The organism is Novacetimonas cocois (genome assembly GCF_003311635.1).
Taxonomy (GTDB): Bacteria; Pseudomonadota; Alphaproteobacteria; order Acetobacterales; family Acetobacteraceae; genus Novacetimonas; species Novacetimonas cocois.
Window position 1 is genome coordinate 336883 of sequence record NZ_QEXL01000001.1, and the last position, 23515, is coordinate 360397.

General features: G+C 63.5%; 18 protein-coding genes, 1 tRNA gene and 1 pseudogene. 2 read left to right on the top strand and 18 right to left on the bottom strand.

Features of this window, described 5'->3' with window-relative positions; genetic code table 11:
* Positions 1–440 precede the first annotated feature (440 nt).
* Positions 441–1760 carry an FAD/NAD(P)-binding protein gene (locus tag NJLHNGOC_RS01600; protein WP_113594764.1) on the top strand — a complete coding sequence of 440 codons (1320 nt, stop codon included), beginning with the start codon at positions 441–443 and terminating at the stop codon, positions 1758–1760.
* Positions 1761–1789: 29 nt separating this feature from the next.
* Here the strand turns inward: NJLHNGOC_RS01600 and NJLHNGOC_RS01605 are convergent, their stop codons facing one another.
* The 8 genes from NJLHNGOC_RS01605 to NJLHNGOC_RS01635 all read right to left on the bottom strand — a co-directional run bounded on the left by NJLHNGOC_RS01605 (position 1790) and on the right by NJLHNGOC_RS01635 (position 10238).
* A complete protein-coding gene (locus tag NJLHNGOC_RS01605; protein WP_113594765.1) occupies positions 1790–2041 on the bottom strand; it encodes a hypothetical protein in 252 nt (83 codons plus the stop codon).
* A gap of 141 nt (positions 2042–2182) precedes the next feature.
* A complete protein-coding gene (locus tag NJLHNGOC_RS01610; RefSeq protein ID WP_113594766.1) occupies positions 2183–2377 on the bottom strand; it encodes a hypothetical protein in 195 nt (64 codons plus the stop codon).
* Positions 2378–2471: 94 nt separating this feature from the next.
* Positions 2472–2645, bottom strand: coding sequence for an EAL domain-containing protein (locus NJLHNGOC_RS16555; RefSeq protein WP_275399372.1), 174 nt, complete (start codon positions 2643–2645; stop codon positions 2472–2474).
* A gap of 2 nt (positions 2646–2647) precedes the next feature.
* Positions 2648–3388 carry an EAL domain-containing protein gene (locus NJLHNGOC_RS01615; protein WP_275399373.1) on the bottom strand — a complete coding sequence of 247 codons (741 nt, stop codon included), beginning with the start codon at positions 3386–3388 and terminating at the stop codon, positions 2648–2650.
* Positions 3385–5064: a PAS domain S-box protein gene (locus tag NJLHNGOC_RS01620; protein WP_113594767.1), complete on the bottom strand. Its 1680-nt coding sequence runs from the start codon at positions 5062–5064 to the stop codon at positions 3385–3387. Before NJLHNGOC_RS01620 ends, NJLHNGOC_RS01615 begins: the two co-directional genes overlap by 4 nt.
* A 469-nt stretch (positions 5065–5533) precedes the next feature.
* Positions 5534–8887, bottom strand: coding sequence for a GH92 family glycosyl hydrolase (locus NJLHNGOC_RS01625; RefSeq protein ID WP_113594819.1), 3354 nt, complete (start codon positions 8885–8887; stop codon positions 5534–5536).
* Positions 8888–9210: 323 nt separating this feature from the next.
* A complete protein-coding gene (locus NJLHNGOC_RS01630; protein WP_113594768.1) occupies positions 9211–9492 on the bottom strand; it encodes a hypothetical protein in 282 nt (93 codons plus the stop codon).
* 670 nt (positions 9493–10162) lie between these two features.
* Positions 10163–10238: transfer RNA gene (locus tag NJLHNGOC_RS01635), tRNA-Asn, on the bottom strand.
* 164 nt (positions 10239–10402) lie between these two features.
* Between NJLHNGOC_RS01635 and NJLHNGOC_RS01640 the strand changes: the two genes are divergently transcribed.
* Entirely contained in the window at positions 10403–11458 is a 1056-nt protein-coding gene (locus NJLHNGOC_RS01640) for an ABC transporter substrate-binding protein (RefSeq protein WP_113594769.1), read from the top strand.
* Between the two features lie 16 nt (positions 11459–11474).
* Here NJLHNGOC_RS01640 and NJLHNGOC_RS01645 read toward each other — a convergent pair whose 3' ends face one another.
* The 10 genes and pseudogenes from NJLHNGOC_RS01645 to NJLHNGOC_RS16120 form a co-directional block, all read right to left on the bottom strand.
* Positions 11475–12413: an ABC transporter permease gene (locus tag NJLHNGOC_RS01645; protein ID WP_113594770.1), complete on the bottom strand. Its 939-nt coding sequence runs from the start codon at positions 12411–12413 to the stop codon at positions 11475–11477.
* Positions 12410–13474: an ABC transporter permease gene (locus NJLHNGOC_RS01650; protein WP_113594771.1), complete on the bottom strand. Its 1065-nt coding sequence runs from the start codon at positions 13472–13474 to the stop codon at positions 12410–12412. Before NJLHNGOC_RS01650 ends, NJLHNGOC_RS01645 begins: the two co-directional genes overlap by 4 nt.
* On the bottom strand, positions 13474–15060 hold the full coding sequence (locus tag NJLHNGOC_RS01655; RefSeq protein WP_239021250.1) for an ABC transporter ATP-binding protein: 1587 nt from the start codon (positions 15058–15060) through the stop codon (positions 13474–13476). Before NJLHNGOC_RS01655 ends, NJLHNGOC_RS01650 begins: the two co-directional genes overlap by 1 nt.
* The gene (locus tag NJLHNGOC_RS01660) at positions 15053–16186 is read right to left on the bottom strand and encodes a BMP family ABC transporter substrate-binding protein (RefSeq protein ID WP_113594772.1); all 1134 of its coding nucleotides are present in this window, start codon (positions 16184–16186) and stop codon (positions 15053–15055) included. Before NJLHNGOC_RS01660 ends, NJLHNGOC_RS01655 begins: the two co-directional genes overlap by 8 nt.
* Positions 16187–16350: 164 nt before the next feature.
* Positions 16351–16995, bottom strand: coding sequence for a nicotinamidase (locus NJLHNGOC_RS01665; protein WP_206059680.1), 645 nt, complete (start codon positions 16993–16995; stop codon positions 16351–16353).
* Positions 16992–19124, bottom strand: a complete 2133-nt coding sequence (gene ligA / locus NJLHNGOC_RS01670; RefSeq protein ID WP_113594774.1) for an NAD-dependent DNA ligase LigA — start codon at positions 19122–19124, stop codon at positions 16992–16994. The genes NJLHNGOC_RS01665 and ligA overlap by 4 nt, the downstream gene beginning before the upstream one ends.
* 2 nt (positions 19125–19126) lie before the next feature.
* A complete protein-coding gene (recN, locus tag NJLHNGOC_RS01675; protein ID WP_113594775.1) occupies positions 19127–20848 on the bottom strand; it encodes a DNA repair protein RecN in 1722 nt (573 codons plus the stop codon).
* 38 nt (positions 20849–20886) lie between these two features.
* On the bottom strand, positions 20887–21696 hold the full coding sequence (locus tag NJLHNGOC_RS01680) for an outer membrane protein assembly factor BamD (protein ID WP_239019380.1): 810 nt from the start codon (positions 21694–21696) through the stop codon (positions 20887–20889).
* Between the two features lie 146 nt (positions 21697–21842).
* Complete coding sequence (lpxC, locus tag NJLHNGOC_RS01685) at positions 21843–22832, bottom strand: UDP-3-O-acyl-N-acetylglucosamine deacetylase (protein WP_113594821.1); 990 nt, start codon at positions 22830–22832, stop codon at positions 21843–21845.
* Positions 22833–23032: 200 nt separating this feature from the next.
* Positions 23033–23515: pseudogene (locus NJLHNGOC_RS16120) on the bottom strand (cell division protein FtsZ); the annotation flags it as partial.

The following is a 23515-nucleotide window of genomic DNA, read 5'->3' on the forward strand; positions in this document are numbered from 1 at the left end:
TGACTGGAATTTCTGAAACCGGGACAGGATTGTCGATTATGCTTTTCATGCCGCAAATCCATTTCAGATGAATCTGCCTCGTAACGAGATGTCCGGGAGAAGGTTTTTGTTACATGAGTAATATTTTGTAATTATCCTGATGACCTGCAACCACACCCTTCCGATCGGGGCACGGGGTCGGGTCACGATGGCCGCGTCCTTTGCCGATCGCACGACATGAAGGCGGCGCATGATGGCGAATGGCCGGAATATTTTCGATCTCGAAACCATCTGGAGGCAGGCATGTCATCATCGGCCGGCACAGGGCCGTCGCCAGCATCAACCCGGCTGATATCACTGAAAAACTTCGTTTCTTTCCAACAGATTGACTGCGGTGGATGAAGGCATGTCGAATGATGGATCGTTCGTCATAAGGAACGACTCTTTCGGAAAGGGATCACATGAAAACCCGGATCGCGATTGTCGGGGGCGGGGCTGGTGGTGTTCTGGCCGCCATTCATCTGGCGCAAAGAACCGATCCCAAAGGGATAATGGTGATCGAACCTCGCGTGCGTATCGCGCGCGGCGTTGCCTATTCAACGTCTGAGCCCGTCCATCTGCTGAATGTCAGGGCCAGCAACATGGGCGCCCTGGCCGACGGGCCGGGGGATTTTGTTTCGTGGCTTGCGCAGCGCGGGCCGGACGCCGCTGATGGCACGCGCTTCATGCCACGCATGGTATGGGGCGACTATCTGGCCGAACGTTTTGCCGCGACCGGTATTCCGGTCCTCCATGGGCGGCACGTGACGCAGCTGGAGGCGCATGGCGGGACGACCATCCTCCATCTGGATGATGGCAGCACCGTAGAGGCCGAGATAGCGGTTCTGGCCACGGGACATGCGCTGCCGGTGGATATTCCGGGCGTTGACAGCATCGCGCGGGATTCAGGACGCTACGTTCGTTCCGTATGGGGCACATGGTCGCGCTGGCCCAGGAGAGATACTCCGGTTGTCCTTGTCGGTTCCGGCCTGACGGCCATTGATGTCCTGCTGCGTCTGCGAAGCGGGGGATATGGCGGCGTCATTACGATGATATCGCGTCATGGTCTGCTGCCCCGCGCGCACGGACCGGTCGAACCCGTGCCATCGCCCGTCATTCCCGCGGACACGCCACCCACGGCGCGGCAGTATCTGCGTCATGTGCGCATGGCCCTGAAAAACGGCGTGTCCTGGCGTGCGGCGGTGGATTCATTGCGACCATGCAGCAATGCCCTGTGGGCACGTCTGCCGGATGCGGAACGACGGCGGTTCCGGCGACATCTCTTCCACCGCTGGCATACGGCGCGTCACCGCATGGCGCCCCCCGTCGCGCGGCGTATCACCGAAGAAATCGCCATGGGCCGTCTTGTCGTGCGACGGGGACACGTGGCGGCCCTTTCGGGAAATGCCCATGACCTGACGGTCCATGTAAGGACACGAGACGGGGAGGAGAAACTGGCGGCCGATATGGTCATGAACTGTACGGCGCCGGACACGAATTTCCGCCGTGTGGGCAGTCCGCTGCTCCATTGCCTGTTTGACACGGGCATGGCCGTTCCCGGCGACCTTGATGTCACTTTTGCAACGGATGCGAATGGCGCGCTTGTTGGAGCGGATGGGAAACCGTCAACCCGACTATATGCAATTGGGCCACTGCGTGCGGGAAACCTGTTTGAAACGACGGCCATTCCTGAAATCCGCCAGCAGGCGCACGCGCTGGCCGCCTTTCTGTTTCCATCCTGATCCTGTGATGTCCGCCTGTGAATGGACGGTCATGATGATGGCGTCAGCGTGACGCCTTCCATCACGGCCTGCAGGTCCGGGTACAGGGATGGTGGCATGTCCACTGTTGCCCTGTCAGGAAAAGCCTGTTCCGTGTCCGATAATAACAGGTTGATCAGCGTCATCGGGATGGGTTCGTCGATTATGCCGGCATACTGGCGGCTCAGTGTCGTGTGAACCCATTCCGGAATGCCGGATTGCATGATGGGGAAGGTAACTGGTCTGGCGAACTCGTCTGACATAATCGCGCTCTTTTTTGCTCCTGCTCATGTCCTGAGTGCAGGTTGGATCAGAACGCGTACCATATTGGTCTGGTTATATTCGATATCCAATTCTGTCTTATTCAGTTATGTCGGGAAAGGGAGGGTCGTGTCCGCCGATTGCTACGGGGTGCGTCTGCCATAGGGTTTGCCGGTCAGCGCATTGATGCGGACCCGCCGGTTCCGTGTCGTGGTATCGGGTACAACATGGCAGTCCACCCCTTCCGCGCGTCGGGCTGCGGCAAAGCGGCGGGCGTGGGAAAGCTGCGCGGCCTGATACAGGACACACTCCCCCATCATGACCTTATGCTGTTTCATGTCTGGATATCTGCCTGAATGGAAACGGGAACAGGATGGCGACCATCCTGTCATGATAATGGGGACGGCATGTCAATCATGCCACCCCATCCCATCAGGCATGCACGGGCGCTTCGGATTTGGAAGTTTTCCGAAGATGACACCACTGCGCCAGTTCCGCCGGCGGCAGGGGGCGCGAGAACAGATAGCCCTGAATGACATCGCACTGCATGTCCTTCAGCAGTTTGTACTGCGTCTGGGTTTCCACCCCTTCGGCCACGACGTTCATGCCTAGGCTCTGCCCGATCCGCACGATGGCGCGCACGACGGAATANNNNATAGATCTTGCCCGACGCTTCCTCGAAGCCTTTCATGAAGCTCTGGTCGATCNTTGACCTCGCTGACCGGAAGGCTGGCGAGATTCGACAGGCTGGAAAATCCGGTGCCGAAATCGTCCATCGACACCCCGCAGCCCAGCGCGCGGATCGCGGTGACAATTTCGACCGTCTGTTCGAAATTCTCGATCATCGTGCTTTCGGTCAGCTCGATCATCAGCCGCTCGGGGGGCATGCCGGTGCTCTTGAGGATACGCGCGATGGTGTCCGGCAGGGCGCGGTCGCGGAAATGGATGGCGGACAGGTTGACCGATACGATCGGCACGTTGATGCCCTGCGCCATCCATGACGTCATCTGGCTGCATGCCGTGCGGAGCGACCATTCGCCCAGCGCCTCGATCTGTCCGGTTTCCTCGGCCAGCGGGATGAAGCGCCCCGGCGAGATGAAGCCCAGTTCCGGATCATTCCATCGCGCCAGTGCCTCCACCCCATGCAGGCTTTCGCTGTCGGCCGTGATCTGCGGCTGATAGACAAGGCTCAGCCGGTCATCGGCAATGGCACGACGCAACGCGGCCGCCAGCATGATGCGGTCATCCGCCGCGCGGTTCATTTCCGGACTGAAGAAACGATAGCAGTTGCGCCCTGCATCCTTGGCCTGCAGCAGGGCGGAATAGGCGTTCTTCAGGGTCGCCTTCATATCCTCGTCCGGGGTGGAGGCGTCATTGATGCCGATGCNCGATGCTGGCGTTGGGCCGGATTTCCACCTGTTCGATCATGACAGGTTNCATCCAGCCGCCGCAGCAGGCGTTCGGCCAGGATGGCGGCCTGTTCCGGCGTGTCTTCCGTCACGATCACGAATTCATCGCCATCCGTCCGGGTTGCGATGTCGTCGGGTGCCAGCGCGCCGCGCAGGCGACGCGCCACTTTCATCAGCAGCGTGTCGCCCGCCGCATGGCCCAGGGCTTCCTTTATTTTCTGGAACCGGTCCAGGTTGAGGACCATGAGCGCGCGTGTCGTCTGGTGGGGACGTGGCTGCTCAAGATACTCACGCAGCCATGTGCGGTTGGGCAGGCCGGTCAGGTCGTCGTAATGCGCCAGATGGTCAATGGACCGGCGCGCCTGTTCCTGAATGATGGCGAGCATGCACAGATGCACGCATGCCCCGACGACGCGGCGGCACCATGTGCTGGGATAGCCCGGTTCGCGCGAAAAAAGGGTGAAAGCCCCCGCCACGCGGCCATCACGCAGGATGATGGGACGCGCCCAGCAGGCCCGCAGCCCGTATTCCAGCGGAACGGCGCCCAGCCCCGCCCACAGGGGGGAGTCCGCGATGTCGGGCACGATGACTTCCTCGCGCCGGTAAATCGCGGTCCCACATGACCCGGCGGCAGGGCCGATCCGTGCCCCGTCATACTGTTCCACCACCGCCCGGGGGAGGGAGGCCCGACCCAGCGGGTGCATGACCTGCGCATCTTCCGTCATCATGACCAGCGCCTGCACGTCCGGGACGATGCGTTCGATCCTGCGGCAGATGAAATCCATGATTTCACGCAGCGACAGTCCACTCGCCAGTGCCTCGACCACGTCCTGCTGAAGGTAGCGCAGGTCGCGGTCGCGGCTGACGTCGCTGAGGATGACGACGACCTGTTCCAGACTGCCATGTTCGTCATGAACCGGCGTCACCGCCGCGCGCAGCCATATGTTGCCGCCATCGCGGCGACGCGCCTGTATGTCGAGTTCGAAGCTGCGGCCTTCGGCGACCTGCTGGCGGAACTGCTGCAGCGTGCGGATATCGCGCCCGTGGCCGGAAAACAGGATGGAAAAATCGTTGCCCGCGACTTCATCTTCCGAATAGCCCGACAGGATGCCGAAAGCCGGATTGACATGGGTGATCCGGCTTTCGGCATCCAGAACGACAATGCCCCGGTCGGTTTCATGCACGATCGTGGCGCAGATTTCGTTATCGAGAACCTGTCCCTCCGCCGGGGAAACGTCGCGCAGGGTCACGACATGCAGCCGACGTCCGCCCGCCGTGAGGGAGGAAACCTCCAGCTCCGCACTGAAACGTGTTCCGTCGCGTCGCGTGACCTCCAGTCGGTGCAGTCCCGTCCGCAGGGACGAAGTTGCATTTTCCCCTGATTCGGAAACGGAATCATGGATTTCGGTGGGCAGGACGGTTCTGCTGTGTTGCCCCACGACGGTATCGCGTTCATGTCCGGACATGCGTTCGGCGACATCATTGAAAACAAGGATGGCGTTATCCTCATCGACGATGACGACACCAACATTCGCGGATTCCTGCGGTAACTTCCGTAACCGATGCGGAGCAATGGCGGACATCTCGACTGTTCCCTTGTCCCAAGTGGCAGGCATGCACGCCGCTGATGCCCAGCCTCGGAGTTGCGTTCCGGTTCAGGAAATAAAGGGCATCCGCTCTGGGCAGGTTCGATAAATCCACTATCACGTAAGCGTTTTTTCGATCTGGTCCATGCAGGATAAGGCCCTGATATTCCGTGTGTAAGTTTTGTTATGAATATGGCGTTAATATGTCAAACATGGCGGCACGATGAAAAACATTTCACAATTACGGTCATGAATGTCGTCCATTCCGTCCAGTCAGGAACCGGTGACCGCAATGGTCGTCCCCGGGGCATTGCCCGTGCGATCGGGTGCCGGGCGATGTCCGGCCCGCCTGTCCAACGTTTCGTTATGACAGGAGTTGCAGGCCACAATTTCCATTCTCCCCCGACCGCGCGGCCCTGTTCCGGCCGGGGCATCCGCCACGGCGGCATGATGCCGGACGCATGACGACGGATGCACTTGGCAGGGGGGACGTGCGATATCAGGGCAGGGTCTGCAGCACGCCTTCTGCCAGCCATTCGATTTCCGCCAGACGCTTCCGCCCGTTTTCCGGGACAAGCCGGTAGGTGCGGTAGATGCCGGGGCTGGCGATGGCGAAAACACGCGTCTGCTGCCGCCATGCAAAGGATTCCCCGGCCCGCCGGTCCACAATGTCCCAGTGCGTGCCATCAGCCGAACCCTCGATGCGCCACGCGGCAGGATCCGCCTTCGCGATCTTGGCGGAGGTGAGGGTATAGAGCGTGACGCGATGCGGTTCCGGCAGGCGCGTTGTGATCCCCTGCGCCGGGATCATGGCGTCAGTGTCGGAATCATTGTCGAACAGGGCGGCCGGGGCCGCGCCATTGTCCGCGCCCGGCATGTCGGTCGCATCGCGCAGGGGGGCGGGAACCGTGCCTTCGTAAGGCATGAGGGAAGGGGGCGCGGCCGAAACCGCCGTTCCCCATCGCGACGGATGTGGGCCCATCGTGAACTCCAGCACCCCGCCCGCCATGATGTCGGCATGGCTGATCCATGTCCGGTCGATGGGACGGCCATTGAGCCGGACAGACTGAATATAACGGTTTCGATCACTGACGCCGGGGGCAAGGATGGTCAGGCTGCGGCCACCTTCCAGCGTGATGACCATGCGGGAGAAATGCGGCGCGCCGATGGCATAGGTTGCTGTTCCCATCTGCAGGGGATAGAACCCGGCGGCGCTGAACAGCCACCATGCCGACATCTCGCCATTATCTTCATCGCCGGGATAGCCCTGGCCGATTTCCGTTCCTTCATAAAGCCGGTCCATGGCCTCGCGCAGGTGATCCTGCGCCTTCCACGGCTGGCCCGCGACGTCATACATGTAAAGGATATGGTGCGCGGGCTGGTTCCCATGACCATACTGGCCCATGCGCACGTCATGGAGTTCGCGCATTTCGTGAATCACGCTGCCATATGCACCGACGTGATACGCGCCGGGCGTTCTGAGCAGTTCATCCAGCTTGCGCGCCAGCCCCGCCCGGCCGCCATACAGCGCCGCGAGGCCTGCCCCGTCATGCACGGGATCGAACGCCATGTTCCATGCATTCGTCTCGGTATAATCGCCGCCCCATGCGATGGGATCGAAATGGGCGGCATCCGTGCGCCAGTGCCCATCGGGATTGCGTCCCACGAAGAAACCGACATCCCGGTCAAACAGGTTCAGGTAATTGCGTGACCTGTTCAGGAAATAACGCGCATCTGCCGCATATTGCGCGCCATGCGCGTCATCTTGGGGCGACTGGTCCGCCATGGCCCGGGCCAGCGCCCCGATGCCGAAATCGTTCAGGTTGGCCGCCGACGACCATGACAGGCCCTCTTCCGTCGCGGTATCGGTATAGCCGCGAAAGATCGTGCGTCCCAGCGCCTTGCGTCCCACGCCTGCCTGATCGGCGACAACCGTTCCGTCCTTCAGGGCTGCCTGGTAAAATGCATGCACGTCGAAATTCCGCACGCCCTTCAGCCACGCATCGGCAAAGGCGATATCGGCGCTGGTGCCTGTCATCAGATCGGCATAGCCGGGTGAACTCCACCGCGCGATCCAGCCTGCCTCCCGATACTGCTGCACAAACCCGTCGATCATGCGTCCCGCGTCATCCGGCGTCAGCAGGACATAGGCAGGCCACGCGGCCCGGTACGTGTCCCAGAAGCCGTTATTGACATAGGGCTGTCCCGCACGGACCGGGGCGCCGGTCCTGCGGGGGCCATCGGCGTGGCGGCGGGGGGAAAACGGGCTGGCATAGCGGTAATCCGGCCGCGCGGCCGTGCCTACATTTTCCGCCAGTTCGTTCGGATACAGGAAAAGCCTGTAAAGATTGCCATAAAGGACGGCGCGATCATGGACGGGCGCGTCGGGAAGGGAAACATGGCGCAGCAGGGCATCCCATGCCACCCGCGCGCGTTCGCGCACGCTTTCGAACGTATCGGCGTCCGACAGTTCCAGCCGCATGTTGCGTCGCGCCTGTTCCGCGCTGATCAGCGATGTCGCGATCCGCAGGTTGACCCGGCGGTCCGTTCCGGTATCAAAACGCATCCATGCGGCGACATGATCGCGGCCCTGTCCCTTTATCCGGCCCGATGCGACGACGGGGCGGTCGAATTCGACATGAATGTACATGCGTGTCGCCCCGGTGGACAGGTCGCTCGCCACATCCGAATATGCGTCCAGTGACCGCCGGTCAGGATGCAGCGTGATCCCGCCCAGGTCCTTCAGGTTATCGAACACAAGTTGCCCGCGCGCCGCGGGAAAGGTGAAACGCATCATCGCGGCATGGCTGGTGGGCGTCATTTCGCCCGTGATGCCATGATCCAGATTTACCCTGTACCAGTAAGGACGCGCGACCTCGTCCTCATGAACAAAACCAAGGGCGCGTTTTTCTCGATCCAGCACGACATCGCCAGCCGGCGCGGGCATGATCTGGAAGGTCTGGCGGTCGCCCATCCACGGGCTGGGTTCATGGCTGAGGGAAAAGGCCTCGATCCGGGGGCGGTTATCCGGCCCGTTACGTTCCTGATACTGATACAGCCATTTGGAACCGGCATTGGTGACCGGGGTCCAGAAATTGAATCCGTGCGGCATTGCTACGGCAGGGAAGTTGTTGCCACGGGAAAAATGACCGTTGGCGTTCGTGCCACGCCGCGTATCCACCAGATCCGCCGGGTCTGCGGTTCCATTATCTTCTGATGCCGCGCCAATGCGGATATCATCCACATAGCCATGACAGGCCACCGTTCCGGCCTGCGGCGCGGTACGTAATACGATGGCCGTCACGGTCCTGCCTGCCGCCACATGCCCGATGTCAACGGAAACCCGGTTCCACTGGTTCGGGTACAACGCATTCCCCTTCCCCTGCGCCAGTGGCGAAAGGGATACCCCCTGCCAGTCCCGCGCGTCGCGCCCGGACAGGGTGGAGCCATCGGCAAAGACCAGATCCAGCGAGACAAAGGTCGCCGGGTCCGTCAGCGACGCCGGATCGGCCACGGGAAACACCATGTATGACAGGCGTGTATCCGCACTGACCGGCAGATGCACCTGGCGCAGGATGACGGAGCGCGTGCGCCCGTCCGGATGTTCCACGTCATAGCGCAGGGCATGCAGGCCGGTGAAACCGCTGCCGGCATGCGCGGTCAGGGCTTCGGCGCGGTCGGGCCCATTGGTGATCGCCGCAGTCAGTCCCGGCACATGGCGGGCGGGCAGGGCCGTATCGGTATCGAACAGTTCAGTGAAATCGCCGGACCCAGCCATGGCGGAACAGACAGGCAGGGAAATCAGGGCCACGGCCATTAGGGCACGGGCCGGAACATGTCGGGGGGAAGGCATCAGGTGTTCCTGCTTTTCGATCACACCTGGCGAACATGGCCGAACCAGATGGGTAACATGGCTTTCGACCACAGCGTCTGAAAGACCATGTTACGCGCCCCCGAAAGCAATGGCAAAAATGGACCGATGGATACTGAAACCGGCAGTATATCGGGGAATCGTTCAAAGAACGTTCTGCCATTTCCCAAGTCTGAAATTTTAATTTACTGTAATATTCTTCACAAAGAACCGCAGGGAGGCATGGCGCGAAACGGCAGGGAAACGCGTCTCATGCGCCGTATCGCATGCGCAGGCCCCGGCAGGTTTCTGTCTGGGGCGTCTGTCTAGCCGGCATCTACCCGGATTTTCCGCTCTTCCGAACCCGGTGCGGTAGCCGGCTCTTCCCGTGCGGTTTCCTGCGCGGGCGTGGCGGTCTGGGCCGGGGGGATACCATCTTCATTGTGCGTGCCGGTGGGAAACAGGATATCGATCAGTTCCTTTGGAACCGGTTCGGCAACCACATCAGCGAACTGCTGGCGCAGCGATGTCCTGACCCACAGGGCAAAGGGGATGCTGGTGCCTGCGGGAAAGGGGACGCCGTCTTGAATGGCTTTTCTGTCGGACATGATCCTGGCTTACGTTCCTGTCGCGCTGGGTGGATAACGCTGCATGGCAGAAGGAGGTTACATGTGCACAAAGCATACCTGACAGGCGCGGTCCTGAATGGTCATGCAGGAATGCACGGCTGCCGAAACGGTTTCAGGTCAGGTCGTTTTTAAATGATGTCAGGACGTCCCCGACATCATTGCTCATCAGTTTTGGCAGGCGCGCCGGACGTTTTTTATTCCATGATTTTCCGTCAATCGACAGGGAAGGGCATGGAACGCGGGCAGGGATTTATCACCTGCGGAGCATGGACATGAACAGTCCCGGCCATTTGTCGAAATCAGCATGGGAAATGGCCTGCGCTTCTGATTTGTGGAAAATCACCTTACGATTTTTTCCACTTTCGTGCCAATGAAATAGGCGCGCGGACATGCGAATATGGGGGTATCCGGACAACATCGGGCGTATCGCCATGTCTGGGTCTGATGGCCCCAATCCGCCCTCGCAATTTCATTCCGGCGCTGGCAGGATGCAGGCCACGATCCGTATCGAAAGGCGGATGATTGGCCATGTCAGGAGAGTGGGACAGGCACATATTGCCTGAACGACGTCGCAGATCCATGGATCGTCCAGACGACAGAGTCAGGAAAACCGAGCGACAAATGGCGCATCATCAATTTTAAGGAAACGTGGCTCCCGAAGTAGGACTCGAACCTACGACCCAGCGATTAACAGTCGCTTGCTCTACCAACTGAGCTATTCGGGAACAGCGTGAGCAGCTTATAGCCACAGTGACCGGGGATCGTAAACCCCCTTTCTCGACTTTTTTTGCCGGATGCCCAAAATCGGTGTTCTGTGTCATAACGTCCTGTAGATGTGGCATTAAATCATGACGGGGGAGCGGATCATAATGGGCGTGCCAGTACTGTCATGGCGGTAATCCCGCGCCGTCGGCTCATGGTTGGGCTGGGGGGGGCTGCTGTGGTCGCCGGCGCGGGGCTGTGGGGCTGGCGCGACCGGCAGCGCCGGTCCGGCGTCCTGTCCGCCGGACCGGAACTGGATGGGCAGCCCCACCAGATCGACCTGTCATGGCCTTCCGCCCCGACATCCATCCTGTTCAACTTGGCGCAGCAGCAGGGGTTCTTTGCGCGGTACCTGCTGGATGTCCGATTGACGGGCGGTGGCGTGACGGGGCGTGACGCGATCGGCGACCTGCAGGCCGGGCGAAGCCGTGTGGTCGTGGCTCCCGTGCTGTCATGGCTGGACAGGCTGCATGAAGGGGAGGTGCAGGCGCGACTGGTCATGGGATTGCAGGCGGGCACGTTCCGACTGCTGGTGCGCCGTCGCCTGAAGCTGAGCCGGGTGGAGGACATGGTTGGCCGCCGCATCGCGATCACCAATCCCGACATGGCCGACCGCCTGTTCTTTTCCGTTGTCCTGCGACGCAAGGGCATGAATCCTGACACGGGGCCGCAATGGCGGGTGCTTGCGCCACAGGACATGGCCGGGGCGATCCGGGCGGGGGATGTCGATGCGCTGGCGGTGCATGATCCGCTGGCGTGGCGGCTGCTGAATGATCCGTCGCTGGGGGTGGTCGAACTGGTCAACAGCGTGAATGGCCTTTACGCGCAACGGACGAACCTTGCACTCGGCGTGGCACGGGACATGCTGGATCAGGACCCGGCGGCGGCTGCGGCACTTGTCGTGGCCCTGCAGGACGCGGCCAGATGGCTCAAGACCCATATTCCCGAAACCGCCAGCCTGCTTGCGGGCCATATCGAGGGGATGGAGCCGGACGCGATCATCGCCATGATGCGTCACGAGGTCCTGGGCATCTGTCCCACCGGCCACGATTTCCGCGTCCAACTGGCGCAGTACGTGGACGAGATGAAGCTGCTGGGCCGCTTTCCCGATACGCTGGACTCGGCTGGCTACGCACGCGCCATTTCAACCGACCTGCTGCATCGGGGAGCGGTGGTTCCCTGATCGCATGACATGGGATTCAGCGGACATCGCGGTAATAGGGTTGCGCCAGCGCGGCAGGCGCGGCCATGACGCGGCGCATGCGGCGCCACACCAGCACGGGCACGATGATGCAGGCCATCGTCCCCAGATACGGCAGCATGTTCAGGAAGGCCGGATCAATCGGCCAGTTACGCGCCTGCCCGACAAAGGCCAGCGTCGTCACCAGCCCGAACAGCAGCGCCGCGCATGTCACCATGACGGGCCTGTATCCGGCGAAGATCACCAGCGCCAGCGCGATCCAGCCGCGTCCGGCGACCATCCCCTCGGACCAGACGGGAACGTAGGTCAGCGTCAGGTATCCCCCCGCCATGCCGGCCATAGCACCGCCCAGCGTGACATAGCCAAAGCGCATGGCCATGACCGGAATGCCCGCCGCGTCCGCCGCCGCCGGATTTTCGCCGACCGCGCGCATGTTCAGCCCGTGGCGGGTGCGGAACATGACGAAATGCACCAGCAGCGGCAGCACGACATAGATGGGGATGATAAGGATGTTCTGTCCGAACAGGGCAGGTCCGATCACGGGGATGGAGGACAGCAGCGGCACGTGCACATGCCCGAACACGACCGGCGAGGGCTGCCCCGCGTAACCGTGGCCCAGCGCCGTTGACAGGCCCAGCCCCATGAATGTGACCGCCAGCCCGCACAGGACCTGACTGGCGCGCATGATGACCGCGCCAAGGGCGAACACCATCCCGCCCAGCGCCCCGACAAGGGCGGCCGCCAGCAGCCCGGCCCATGGATTTGGAACATTCGCGACCGTCATGATCGCGACGACGGCGCCCAGCGCCATCAGCCCCTCGACCCCAAGGTTGGTGACGCCAGTACGTTCGGCCATGACCTCGCCCAGCGCCGCCAGCGCCAGCACGCCGCCCGCCAGCAGGGCCGTGGCGAACATTCCGCTCAGCAGGGCGATCATGGCGCGGTTTCCTTTTTCATGCGGGCGACGGGCCGGTAATGGGCCAGTTCGTCGGCGATGGCGATCATGAACAGCATCAGCCCCGTGATCGCCAGCACGACCGACGCTGTCAGCTGCTGGGTCTGCAGCACGATGCCGGCATCAAGGATGAACGCCATCAGCAGGGCGGCCGGAATGACATCCAGGCAGGATCCCCGCGCCAGCACCGCGACCACGATCCCCAGATAGCCGAAATTATTGGCCATCCCGCCCTGAAGGCGATGCACCGTTCCCGCCAGTTCGAACATCCCCGCCAGTCCCGCCAGCCCGCCCGACAGCAGCATGACGACGATGATGCGCGCGCGCACCGGTATTCCGGCGTAACGGGCGGCATCGGGGTTGGCCCCCCCGATCCTGATTTCATAGCCCCATCGCGTATGCGCCATGATCGCCGCCAGCACCACGACGATCAGCAGCCCGATCGGGAAGCCCCAGTGCACGATCCCCCATATTTCGGGAATGGAAACCGGCAGGCGCGCGCTGGAAACCTGCGCGCCCGTCACGCGATCGCGCCACGGCCCCGTTGTCAGGTAATAGGTCAGAAGGGAGGCCACGAAGTTCAGCAGAAGGGTGGTTATGATCTCGTTCACCCCGGCATAGGCACGCGCCAGCGTGGGAATGGCGATCCAGCCCATGCCCGCCACGATCCCGGCCACCGCCATCAGGGGCAGCAGGACAAAGGCGGGGGCAGGGACGAACAGCCCGATGGCCGCCGCCCCGATCGCCCCGGCATAGAACTGTCCCTCCGCCCCGATATTCCACAGCCCGATCCGGTTGCAGACGGTCACGGCCGCCCCGGTCAGCAGCAGTGGCGACATGAAAAGGGCGAGGTCCTCCATCCCGAAACGCGACCCCACGGTGGAACGCGCCACCAGCAGCGCGAGGTCAGGCGGGCTGTATCCAGACAGCGCGAGGATGGCCGCCGTAACCAGCAGGGCGCAGACGATCGCACCGGCCCGCCAGATCAGGATGCGGCGGCCCGGGACGCTGGGCATGCGCTGGAAAGCCGCCTGTCTGGACATTACTGCTCCCCCCGCGCGGACATGGGGGCACCATCGCGTCCGCCCATCAGCAGGCCGATCGTCTCCATGTCCGTATCCGCCGCATCGACCACCGCCATCAGGCGACCGTGGAACATCACCCCGATCCGGTCGGAAACGTTGAGCAGATCCTCCAGATCCTCGGAAATGAAGACCACCGCCACCCCCTGATCGCGCAATTCCGTCAGGTATCCCAGCATGGTGGCGATCGCCCCGATATCCAGCCCCCGTGCGGGATAGGCCGCGATCAGCACCCGGTGCGCGATGCGGATTTCACGTCGCGCGACCAGGCGTTGCTGGTTTCCGCCCGACAGGTTGCGCACCGGCATGGCGAAATCGGGAATGTCGACGGTTGCGACCCGCGCGATGTCACGCGCCAGCGTGTCGGCGGCCCTGCTGTCATACAGTTCGCGCCGGCCGATCGGCGGGATGGCGTATTCGCGCAGCGCCATGTTGTCCGTGATGGAAAGGGAGGGGGCAAGCGCGCTGCGCAGGCGGTCTTCGGGGACATGCCCCACGCCCGCGCGCGCGAATGCCGCCGGGTCCGGGCGTGCCATGACCGCGCCATCCAGCCGCACCTGTCCCGTCGCCGGCGCCGCCAGCCCCGTCAGGACCTGCGTCAGTTCCCGCTGTCCGTTGCCCGCCACCCCCGCGATCCCGAGGATTTCGCCACCATGCAGATCCAGCGACACGTCACGCAGGCTTTCCACCCCGCGCGCATCCAGCGTGGTCACGTTGCGCAGCCCCATGACGGGTGTTGCGCTGACAGGCTGCGCGCCGGGCGGGCGGGCGCGCATGTTCCGGCGTACGATTTCGCGCCCGACCATGGTTGTCGCCAGCATGGAGGGCGTGCAGTCGCCGGTGTCGAACGTGGCGATCCGCCGTCCGTGGCGCAGGATGCTGACCCGGTCGGAGATTTCCATCACCTCGTCCAGCTTGTGGCTGATGATGATGACGGCGTTCCCCTGTGCGCGAAAGGCCCGCAGGGCGCGGAACAGTTCGCGCGTTTCCTCCGGCGTCAGGACCGCGGTGGGTTCGTCCATGATCAGCAGGCGCGCCCGACGCGACAGTACGCGCAGGATCTCCACCCGCTGCTGCTCCCCCGCCGACAGGTCGGCCACCCGCGCGTCGGGACGCACGGGAAAGCCGAAGCGTTCGGAAATGGCGCGGGTGCGTTCCTCCATCACGCGGGCGGAGATACGGCGCGGCGCCTCGTCCCAGCCCAGATGGATGTTCTCCGCCACGCTGAACGCCTGCACCAGCTTGAAATGCTGGTGCACCATGCCAATTCCGGCGCGTATCGCCTCCTGCGGGGAGGCAAAGGACCGACCATAGCCATCGAGGATGATTTCCCCCTCCTCAGGCTGATAGATGCCGGTCACGACGTTCATCAGGGTGGATTTTCCCGCCCCGTTCTCGCCCAGCAGGGCATGGATTTCGCCGGGCCAGACCTCCAGGTCCACGTCCTTGTTGGCGATGACGCCGGGAAAGAATTTTCCGATCCCGCGCAGTTGCAGGATCGGCGGGGTGCCCGGTGCGACGGGCGGGCGGTCATAAGCGTCAGCCAAGGCCCGATACCCCCGCCACGGCCCAGTCACAGTGATAGATCGCCGCATCATCCAGCGTCACGCCCGCCGGAACGCGCAACCGTCCATGATTGTCATGGATCGGGCCACGGAACGGGTTGTAGCCCGCCAGCATGCGGTCGCGCATGTCATCCGCCTGCCGTGCGACCCCTTCCGGCACGCCGGGCCCCCATGCGTCGCGGTCCACGCCGTGCCCCAGCGTCAGGAAAGCGGCGGAGGGCCGCCATGTCCCATCCAGAAGCGCGCGCACCTGCGCGACATAGAAATCGTTGAAATCCAGCACGACGGAACTGACATAGGCTTCCGGCCCGTATTTCAGCATGCCGGTATTCCACATCGCAGCCCTGACGCCCCGCGCCACCGCAACCCGCAGATAGGCCGGTTCATCCATGATCCCGCACAGGAAGTCGCAGCCATTATCCACCAGCGCGGTAGCCGCCTGCGTCGCGGCCTGGGGGTCGAACCACGCATTGATGGTGATGCCCTGCAGCGTCATGGCCGGATTGACCGACTGTGCCCCCAGCAGGGTCGCATTCGCGCTGGCATAGACGGAGGGGATCGGAAACGCGCCGATAAAGCCCAGCCTGCCCGTTTTCGACATCAGCCCCGCCGCGATCCCGATGATATAGCTGGCATACCAGTGGCTGACGTAATACCAGCCCAGATTGGGCGTCAACGTCGTGCCGTCGCATTCCATGAAGGCCACGTCCGGCGCACGGTCGGAGACATCCTTGATGAAATCACCGTATTCGGAGGTGGCGAAAACCATGTTCGCCCCTTCCGCCACGAATTGGCGGAAGATGCGCGTCGCATCGGCGGAGTAGGGGACGCTTTCGACATAGACGGTGCGAATCCCCGGAAAGGCACGGCGCACGGCCTGTACCCCGCGATCATGCACCATGCTCCACCCGCCATCGGTAATCGGGCCGGTATGGCCGAATGCGATCAGCGCGTCCGCCGGCGCGATCGGCCGTCGCGGTACGATGGTGGACGCTGCGTCCGCCCGTCCCGCCCGGGGCAGCAGCGACGTTCCCGCTGCCACCCCCGCCAGCCCGAGCAGGGAGCGCCGTGATGTCAGTAGCCGCCCCCGCGACCCTGTAACATGCATGCTGTTCCGTTCCCCCGGTCATGATGGCGTCGCCCCCACGGTAACGCCGTATCGCAACTGTTATGAAGTGCCGTTTTCCTTCAGGGACTGTTTGAAAATAACAAAAGCGTTCCGGTGTCGCCTTTCGAAGCCTTTTGCAAAAAGCTTCACCAAAAAACTTCTTATCATTTCAGTGTATTGCTGGGCTGTCTTTTCAGACGGTCCCTCAGCAGTGTCCGCGCATCCGCGATGGTGATCCCGGCGGCGCGCAGGTCATGATGAATGCCGCGCCTGTCATCATTGATTGCGGCGCAGGCGGCGTCGAGTACAAAAGTTTCAAAACCGTCCCGCCGCGCGTCACGTGCGGTGGCCCGCACGCAGTATTCCAGCGCGATTCCGCAGATGAAGACACGCTCCACGCCACAGGCCGACAGCCATTGCGACAGGCCGGTTTCATTCCCGCCATCGTTGTCGCGGAACGCGGAATAACTGTCGATGCCGGGATTGATCCCCTTGCGCACGATCAGCCCGATATGCGCCTGCTCCAGCGTATCGGCAAAGGCCGCGCCCCATGTCGCAGCGATGCAGTGCGGCGGCCACCGGTCCCCGGTATCGCCCTTTTCCGTCGTAGTGGTGAACGAGACATGATCGCGCGGGTGCCAGTCCTGTGTCGCCACGACGCGGCCAAAGGGCAGGGACTGCAGGCGGTTGATCATCGGGATGATCCGCGCGCCATCTTCCACCGCTAGCGTGCCTCCCGGCAGGAAATCATTCTGCACATCGATGATCAGCAGCGCGTCGCGATGACCGATGGCGGGGAAGGTCGTCACGGATTTTCCGGCAGGCCGGCCAGCCTGCGCCATCCCGCCTCGTCCACCGTGTGCAGGTCCAGTTCCTCCGCCTTGCGCGCCTTTGACCCCGCCTTTTCCCCCAGGACCACGATATCGGTCTTGCGCGAGACGCTGTCCGACACGCGCGCGCCCATGCGTTCGGCAATCGCGCGGGCTTCGGGGCGGCTCATGGTCTTCAGGGTGCCGGTAAAGACAATGACCTTTCCCGACAGTTCCCCCTGCGCCAGCATCTCCTCATCCGTGATGGCGTGCAGCACCTGCGTCAGGTCCGCCAGCGTCTGGCGGTTGTGCGCCTCGGAAAAGAAGGCCGCCAGTTCATCGGCGATGGCGCTGCCGATTCCCGTGATGCTGCCCAGTTCCAGCCGTTCGTCGGATCCCACCGTGGTGGCACGCAGCATCTGGCGCGACCAGTTTTCATAGGACCCGTAATGACGCGCCAGCAGACGCGCCGTATTGATCCCGATCCGCCGTATGCCCAGCGCATAGATGAAGCGCGACAGGGAAATCGTCCGCCGTGCCTCGATCGCGTTCATCAGGTTGCGCGCCGAAAGCGTGCCCCAGCCGGGACGGCTGGCGATGGCGTCCTCGGCGCGGGGCAGGCGGAAGATGTCGGCCGGCGTGGACAGAAGCCCGTCCGCATGGAATTCGGCAATCGTGCGATCGCCCAGCCCCTCGATGTCAAAGGCATCGCGCGATACGAAATGGATCAGCCGCTCCACCAGCTGCGCCGGACAGGTCAGGCCGCCGGAACAGCGCCAGACGACCTCGCCCTCCGGCCGTTCGGCGCGGGCGTGGCAGACCGGGCATTCATGGGGAAAGACAAAGGGATGCGGCGGATGATCGCGCGGCAGCACGACGTCGAGGATCTGCGGGATCACGTCGCCTGCGCGCTGGATGCGCACAAGGTCGCCTTCCTGCACGTCCTTGCGGGCGATCTCGTCCTCGTTATGCAGGCTGGCGCGGGTTACGATCACGCCCCCCACATTCACCGGCTCCAGTATCGCGACCGGGGTCAGCGCGCCGGTGCGTCCCACCTGTATCTCGATTTTTGTCAGGCGCGTGATCGCCTGCTCGGCCGCGAATTTCCACGCCACGGCCCATCGCGGCGCGCGCCCCGCAAAGCCGAGGCGGTCCTGCAGCGTGCGTTCGTTGATCTTGTACACCACCCCGTCGATATCGTAATCGAGGCCGGAGCGGATGCGCGCGATCCGTTCCATGAACGCTTCGGCCTCCGCCACGCTGGTGACCAGCGTGCAGAGCGGGCTGACGCTGAACCCCCATGCCTCGAGCTGTCGCAGATACTCCAGATGCGTCTCCGCGACGGGGCTGCTGGAATATCCCATCGCATAGGCGAACAGCGACAGCGGACGCTGGCGGGTGATGGCGGGATCAAGCTGGCGCAGCGAACCCGCCGCTGCATTGCGCGGGTTGGCAAAGGGTTTCTGTCCCGCCGCGACCTGTGCGGCATTGAGGGTAAGGAAATCCGACTTCGCAAGGAAGACCTCGCCCCGGATTTCCAGCAGGTCGGGGGCCGGGCCCTGTAACTGCTGCGGCAGGTTGTGCAATGTGCGCAGGTTCGCGGTGACGTCTTCGCCTTCGGTTCCGTCGCCACGGGTCGTGCCGCGCACGAACGCACCCTTTTCATAGGTCAGGCTGATCGAAAGCCCGTCAATCTTGGGTTCGGCCACGAAATCCAGCCCGTTCGCCTGCTCTTCGCTCAGGCCAAGGAAACGGACGGCGCGGCTTATGAAGCCCTCGAATTCCTCGCGGCTGAAAACATTGTCCAGCGACAGCATCGGCGTCAGGTGGCGATGGCGGCGGAAGGCCCCGGCGGCGGGGGCGCCCACCCGGCTTTCGGGACTGTCCTTGCGGCGCAGGCCGGGATGGGCACGTTCCAGTTCCAGATTGCGCCGACGCAGCGCGTCATAGACCGCGTCCGTCACCACGGGCGCGTCATCATGGTGATAGGCGTGATCCAGCCGCGCGATCACATCGGCCAGCAGCGCCAGTTCCCGTGCCGCATCCTCGTGAGACAGTTCGCCGCCCGCCTGCGTCCGGTCAAGGATGTCCTGACAGGTCCGGGCAAGGTCCTCGGTGGTGTCGGGCATTCCTATTCACCTTTCACAAGGCTGGCGGCGGCGGCGCGCGCCGCGGGCGTGATCGTGTCGCCAGACAGCATGCGGGCAATTTCCTCAAGCCGTGCCGCGCTGTCGAGGGGGGCGGCATGGGTTTCCGTCCGGTCGCGCGTGACCTTCTTGCTGATGCGCAGGTGTGCATCCCCCCGTGCCGCGACCTGCGGGCTGTGGGTGACAACCAGCACCTGCACGTCGCGCCCGACCATATAGAGACGCTCGCCAATGGCGGATGCCGTCGCCCCGCCGACACCTGAATCGACCTCGTCAAAGACAAGGGTGGGAATGGCCGAACGTCCCGCCAGCACGACCTTCAGCGCCAGCATCAGCCGCGACAGTTCCCCGCCCGAGGCAACCTTGGCCAGCGGCCCGGGCGGCTGGCCTGGATTGGCGGCGATCAGGAAGGAAGCCTGTTCCTTGCCGCGCAGGTTCCATGCCTCCGGCGGCAGGGGGACCAGTTCGACGATGAAGCGCGCGCGTTCCAGCCGCAGCGGCCGCAGTTCCGCCATCACCGCCGTCTCCAGCCTGCGGGCCGCCTTTTCGCGCGCGGCTGTCAGCTTCTGGGCGGTTTCCTCGAACTTTTCACGGGTCCGCGCCACGGCCTGTTCCAGGACCTCGATCCGGGCATTGCCGGAATCAAGGGCGCTGAGCCGTTCGGTAAAGACCGTCAGCAGCCCCGGCAGTTCCGGCACGGAAACCCCATGCTTCCGGGCTTCGGCACGCAGGGCGAACAGGCGCTCCTCGGTCTGTTCCAGCAGGCGCGGATCAGCCTGCGCGTCGGAGGCGAGGCGTGACAGCAGGCTTTCCGCTTCGGCCAGGGCCTCTTCCGCGCGTTCCAGCGCGTTCAGCGCCTCCTGTGCTGCGGCCTGTTCCTCCGCGCCGATGGCGGCGGGGTTGAAGTCGGTCGGCGCGGGCAGCAGGCGTTGCAGGGCGCGGCTGGCGTTGCGCAGGGCGGAGGCGGGATTGACGCCCCGGCGTTCGCGCGGCGACAGGTCGCTCAGGGCGGCGGCAATCGCTTCCGCCCGGCGCTCGCCCTGCTGGAGGGACTGGCGCAGCCCGGCAAGCTGCGTCTCCTCGTCTTCCTGCGGGGCAAGGGTGGACAGGTCCTCGACCGCCTGACGCAGCCAGTCCTCCTCCCGCGCGGCGCTCTCCATCTCCGCGCGCGCGGCGGCAAGTTCCGCGGTGGCCTCGATCCATGCGCGATAGGCGCTGGCGGTCTGGGTGCGCAGCGTGGCCGGCACGCCAAACGCGTCAAGCAGGTCAAGGTGCGTGCCCTGGTCCGCCAGCCCCATCTGTTCGTGCTGTCCCTGTATTTCCACCAGCAGGGACGCCGCCCGGCGCAGCAGGGTTACGCCGACCGGCTGGTCATTGATATAGGCGCGCGAACGCCCGTCCACCGTCACGATGCGACGCAGCAGGATGGGTTCGTGGGGTTCGTCGATGACGATTCCCTGTTCCGCAAGAAGCTGGTGCAGGGGATGGTCCGCCGCGATGTCGAAGCTCGCGCTGACGCTGGCCTGATCCGCCCCGGCGCGGACAAGCGACGCGCTGGCGCGCTCACCCAGCGCCAGCCCCAGACTGTCGAGCAGGATGGATTTCCCGGCCCCGGTTTCCCCCGTCAGGACCGTCAGGCCGGCGATGAAGGACAGGTCGAGCTTCTCGATCAGGACGACATCGCGAATCGAGAGATGTGTCAGCATGCGGACAATCCGATCAGGTCAGGCGAAAGGGGCGGGACCTAGAAGATCGAATTCCATGCCCGCGAAAGGGCGTTACGTCCCTGCTTGTGGGTCCGGGGGGAGATACCCTTGATAAGGTTGTGGTCACGCAAATGATCATAGGCGTCACGATACCATTTGCTGTCGGGATAGTTATAGGCCAGAACCGCGCCCGTCTTGCGCGCCTGTTCCAGCAGGCCGAGATCCAGATAGACCTCCACAAGACGTTCGAGTGCTTCCGGCACATGGTTGGTGGTCTGGAAATCCTGCACCACGCGCTGGTAACGGTTGACCGCCGCCTGGTAATTGCGCTGTTCCTGATAGAAACGGCCGACTAGCATTTCCTTGCCCGCCAGATGGTCGCGGCACAGGTCGATCTTCAGCTGCGCATCACGGGCGTACGGGGTCTGGGGAAAGCGGGTGATGACCTGTTCCAGCGCATCCATCGCCTCGACGGTGCCCTGCTGGTCGCGCTGCACATCGGCGATCTGTTCGTAATAACACAGCGCCTCCAGATAGAAGGCATAGGCCGCATCCGTGCTGGTGGGATGCAGTTCAAGGAATCGGTCAAGCTGCTGCACGGCTTCGGGATATTTGCTCTGCAGATAGTCCGCATACCCTTCCATCAGCTGTGCGTTGGCGGTGTACTGGGAATAGGGATAGTTGCGCTGCAGCACCTCGAACTGGATGGTGGCCAGAAGGTAGCGGTTGCTGCGCAGCGCATCAACGCCATGATTATACAGGGTTTCGGCAGATCCGACGCGCGGAGCATTTTCGGTAATGGCGCTGTTGCCATTGCACGCCACCAGAAGACTGATTGCAGGCGCCATGAGCAGCCATGCGACAACGCCGCCCGGACGGCGGAGACGGAGGGAGTATCGAGATCTGCGTGGTGACATGCCGGCTCTTCCAGTTGCGCCTGTTTTATATCATGTGCGCAAGCGGGGTGAAGAGCCTCCGGGCGTTTTCGTGCGCTTCATGCGGCGGCGCGGCCAATCTGCCTCTTCTGCGGGACATGCCCATGCAGCCGCCATGCGGACGGGTTGGCCATCAGCGCCCGCAACAGGCGGTTATTCAGGGTATGGCCGGATTTATGCCCATGAAAATCGCCATGGATGACCGCGCCGCAGAGGTAGAGGTCGCCGATCACGTCCACGACCTTGTGCCGCACGAATTCGTCCGGGCGGCGCAGGCCGGTGGGATTGAGGATGCGGTCATCGTCAACCACGATCGCATTTTCCAGCGACCCGCCGCGTGCAAGGCCCGCCGCATGCAGGGCATCGATTTCCTGGCGTAGGGTAAAGGTGCGGCAGTTTTCCAGATCCCGGCGGAAAGAGGAGGCGCTGACCTGCGCTGAAAAAATCTGCCGTCCGATGGCCTGTGCCGCGAATTCGATCGACATGCTGATGTTCAGCCCGTCCGTCGTGGGGGGGCAGAGTTCGGCAAAGGCATCGCCATCCTCCACCCGCACCGTGCGCAGGATTTCCAGCGTCGCGCGGGGCGCTGCCTGCGGCGCGCGTCCCGCGCAGTCCAGAAGGAACATGAATTCCGAAGCGGACCCGTCAAATACCGGCACCTCCGGCCCGTCGAGATCGATATAGGCATTGTCGATCCCGCATCCGGACAGGGCCGCCATCAGGTGCTCGATGGTTGCGACGCGGGTCGCAGCCCCCTGCGCGGGGACGCCGATTACGGTGCTGAGGCGCGTGTCGATGACATGGTCATAAGTCGCGGGGATCATGTAGCCGTCAAGGTCTGTGCGACGGAATATGATGCCGGTATTCACGGGGGCGGGGGAAAGCGACAGGGAAATGCGCTGGCCGGTATGAAGGCCGATGCCGATGCCGCAGATGGACCGCCGCAATGTATGCTGGCACGGACCTGCGGTGGCCGTCTGCGTGGGTACGACCGTTTCGGAAAGGCACGAATCCGTCATTTCAAGCGGACCTATCGACATGCCATCCATTATGCGCATCCCTCGAGACAGGTGAATCTGTTGGCTACAGGGCAGGTCTGGAGATACTAGGCCGGTCGCGTCCTGTTTAACCAGTCAATGATTATTGCCAACCGTTACCATACCTGCAGACATGAAAAAACGAGGCCGGACAATACGTTACATTATGCAACGCAGTCCGTGACCCCATCGTTCTTCCGGGCTGTTTCTTCCTACGGCGAACCGCGACGCAGGAAGGCCGGGATATCCAGTCCGTTATCCTCAGGCGTACCGCCCTGCTGCTGCGGGTTCGGGCTGGGACGCGTTGCCTGCGGCTGCTGCAGGGAGGGTTCCGCGCGCGGCTGCGGTGCGGCTGCGGGGGCCTGCGGCTCCGCCTGCTGCGGGGGGGCGGAATGGCGTCGCAGCGCACCGGTCACCAGACCGAACAGGCTGCGGGGCTGCTGGGGCTGCGGCTGTGCTTCCGCGGATTTGCTACCGTCCGAGAACAGGGAGGAACGTGGCGACCCGCGCTGTGCCTGCGCGACCTGGGGCGGCACGGCATGCGGCGATGGCGCCGAAGGGGGCGTGCCAGCCTGGCGAAGGGGCGTGGCACCCGCCGGGACATGCGGGACCGGCGTGGGTTGCGGGGCCGATGCCGGCGCCGCCTGCGACGCGGCAGGGGCGGCCGCGGGCGCGGCGGTAGCGGCAGCAGCCTG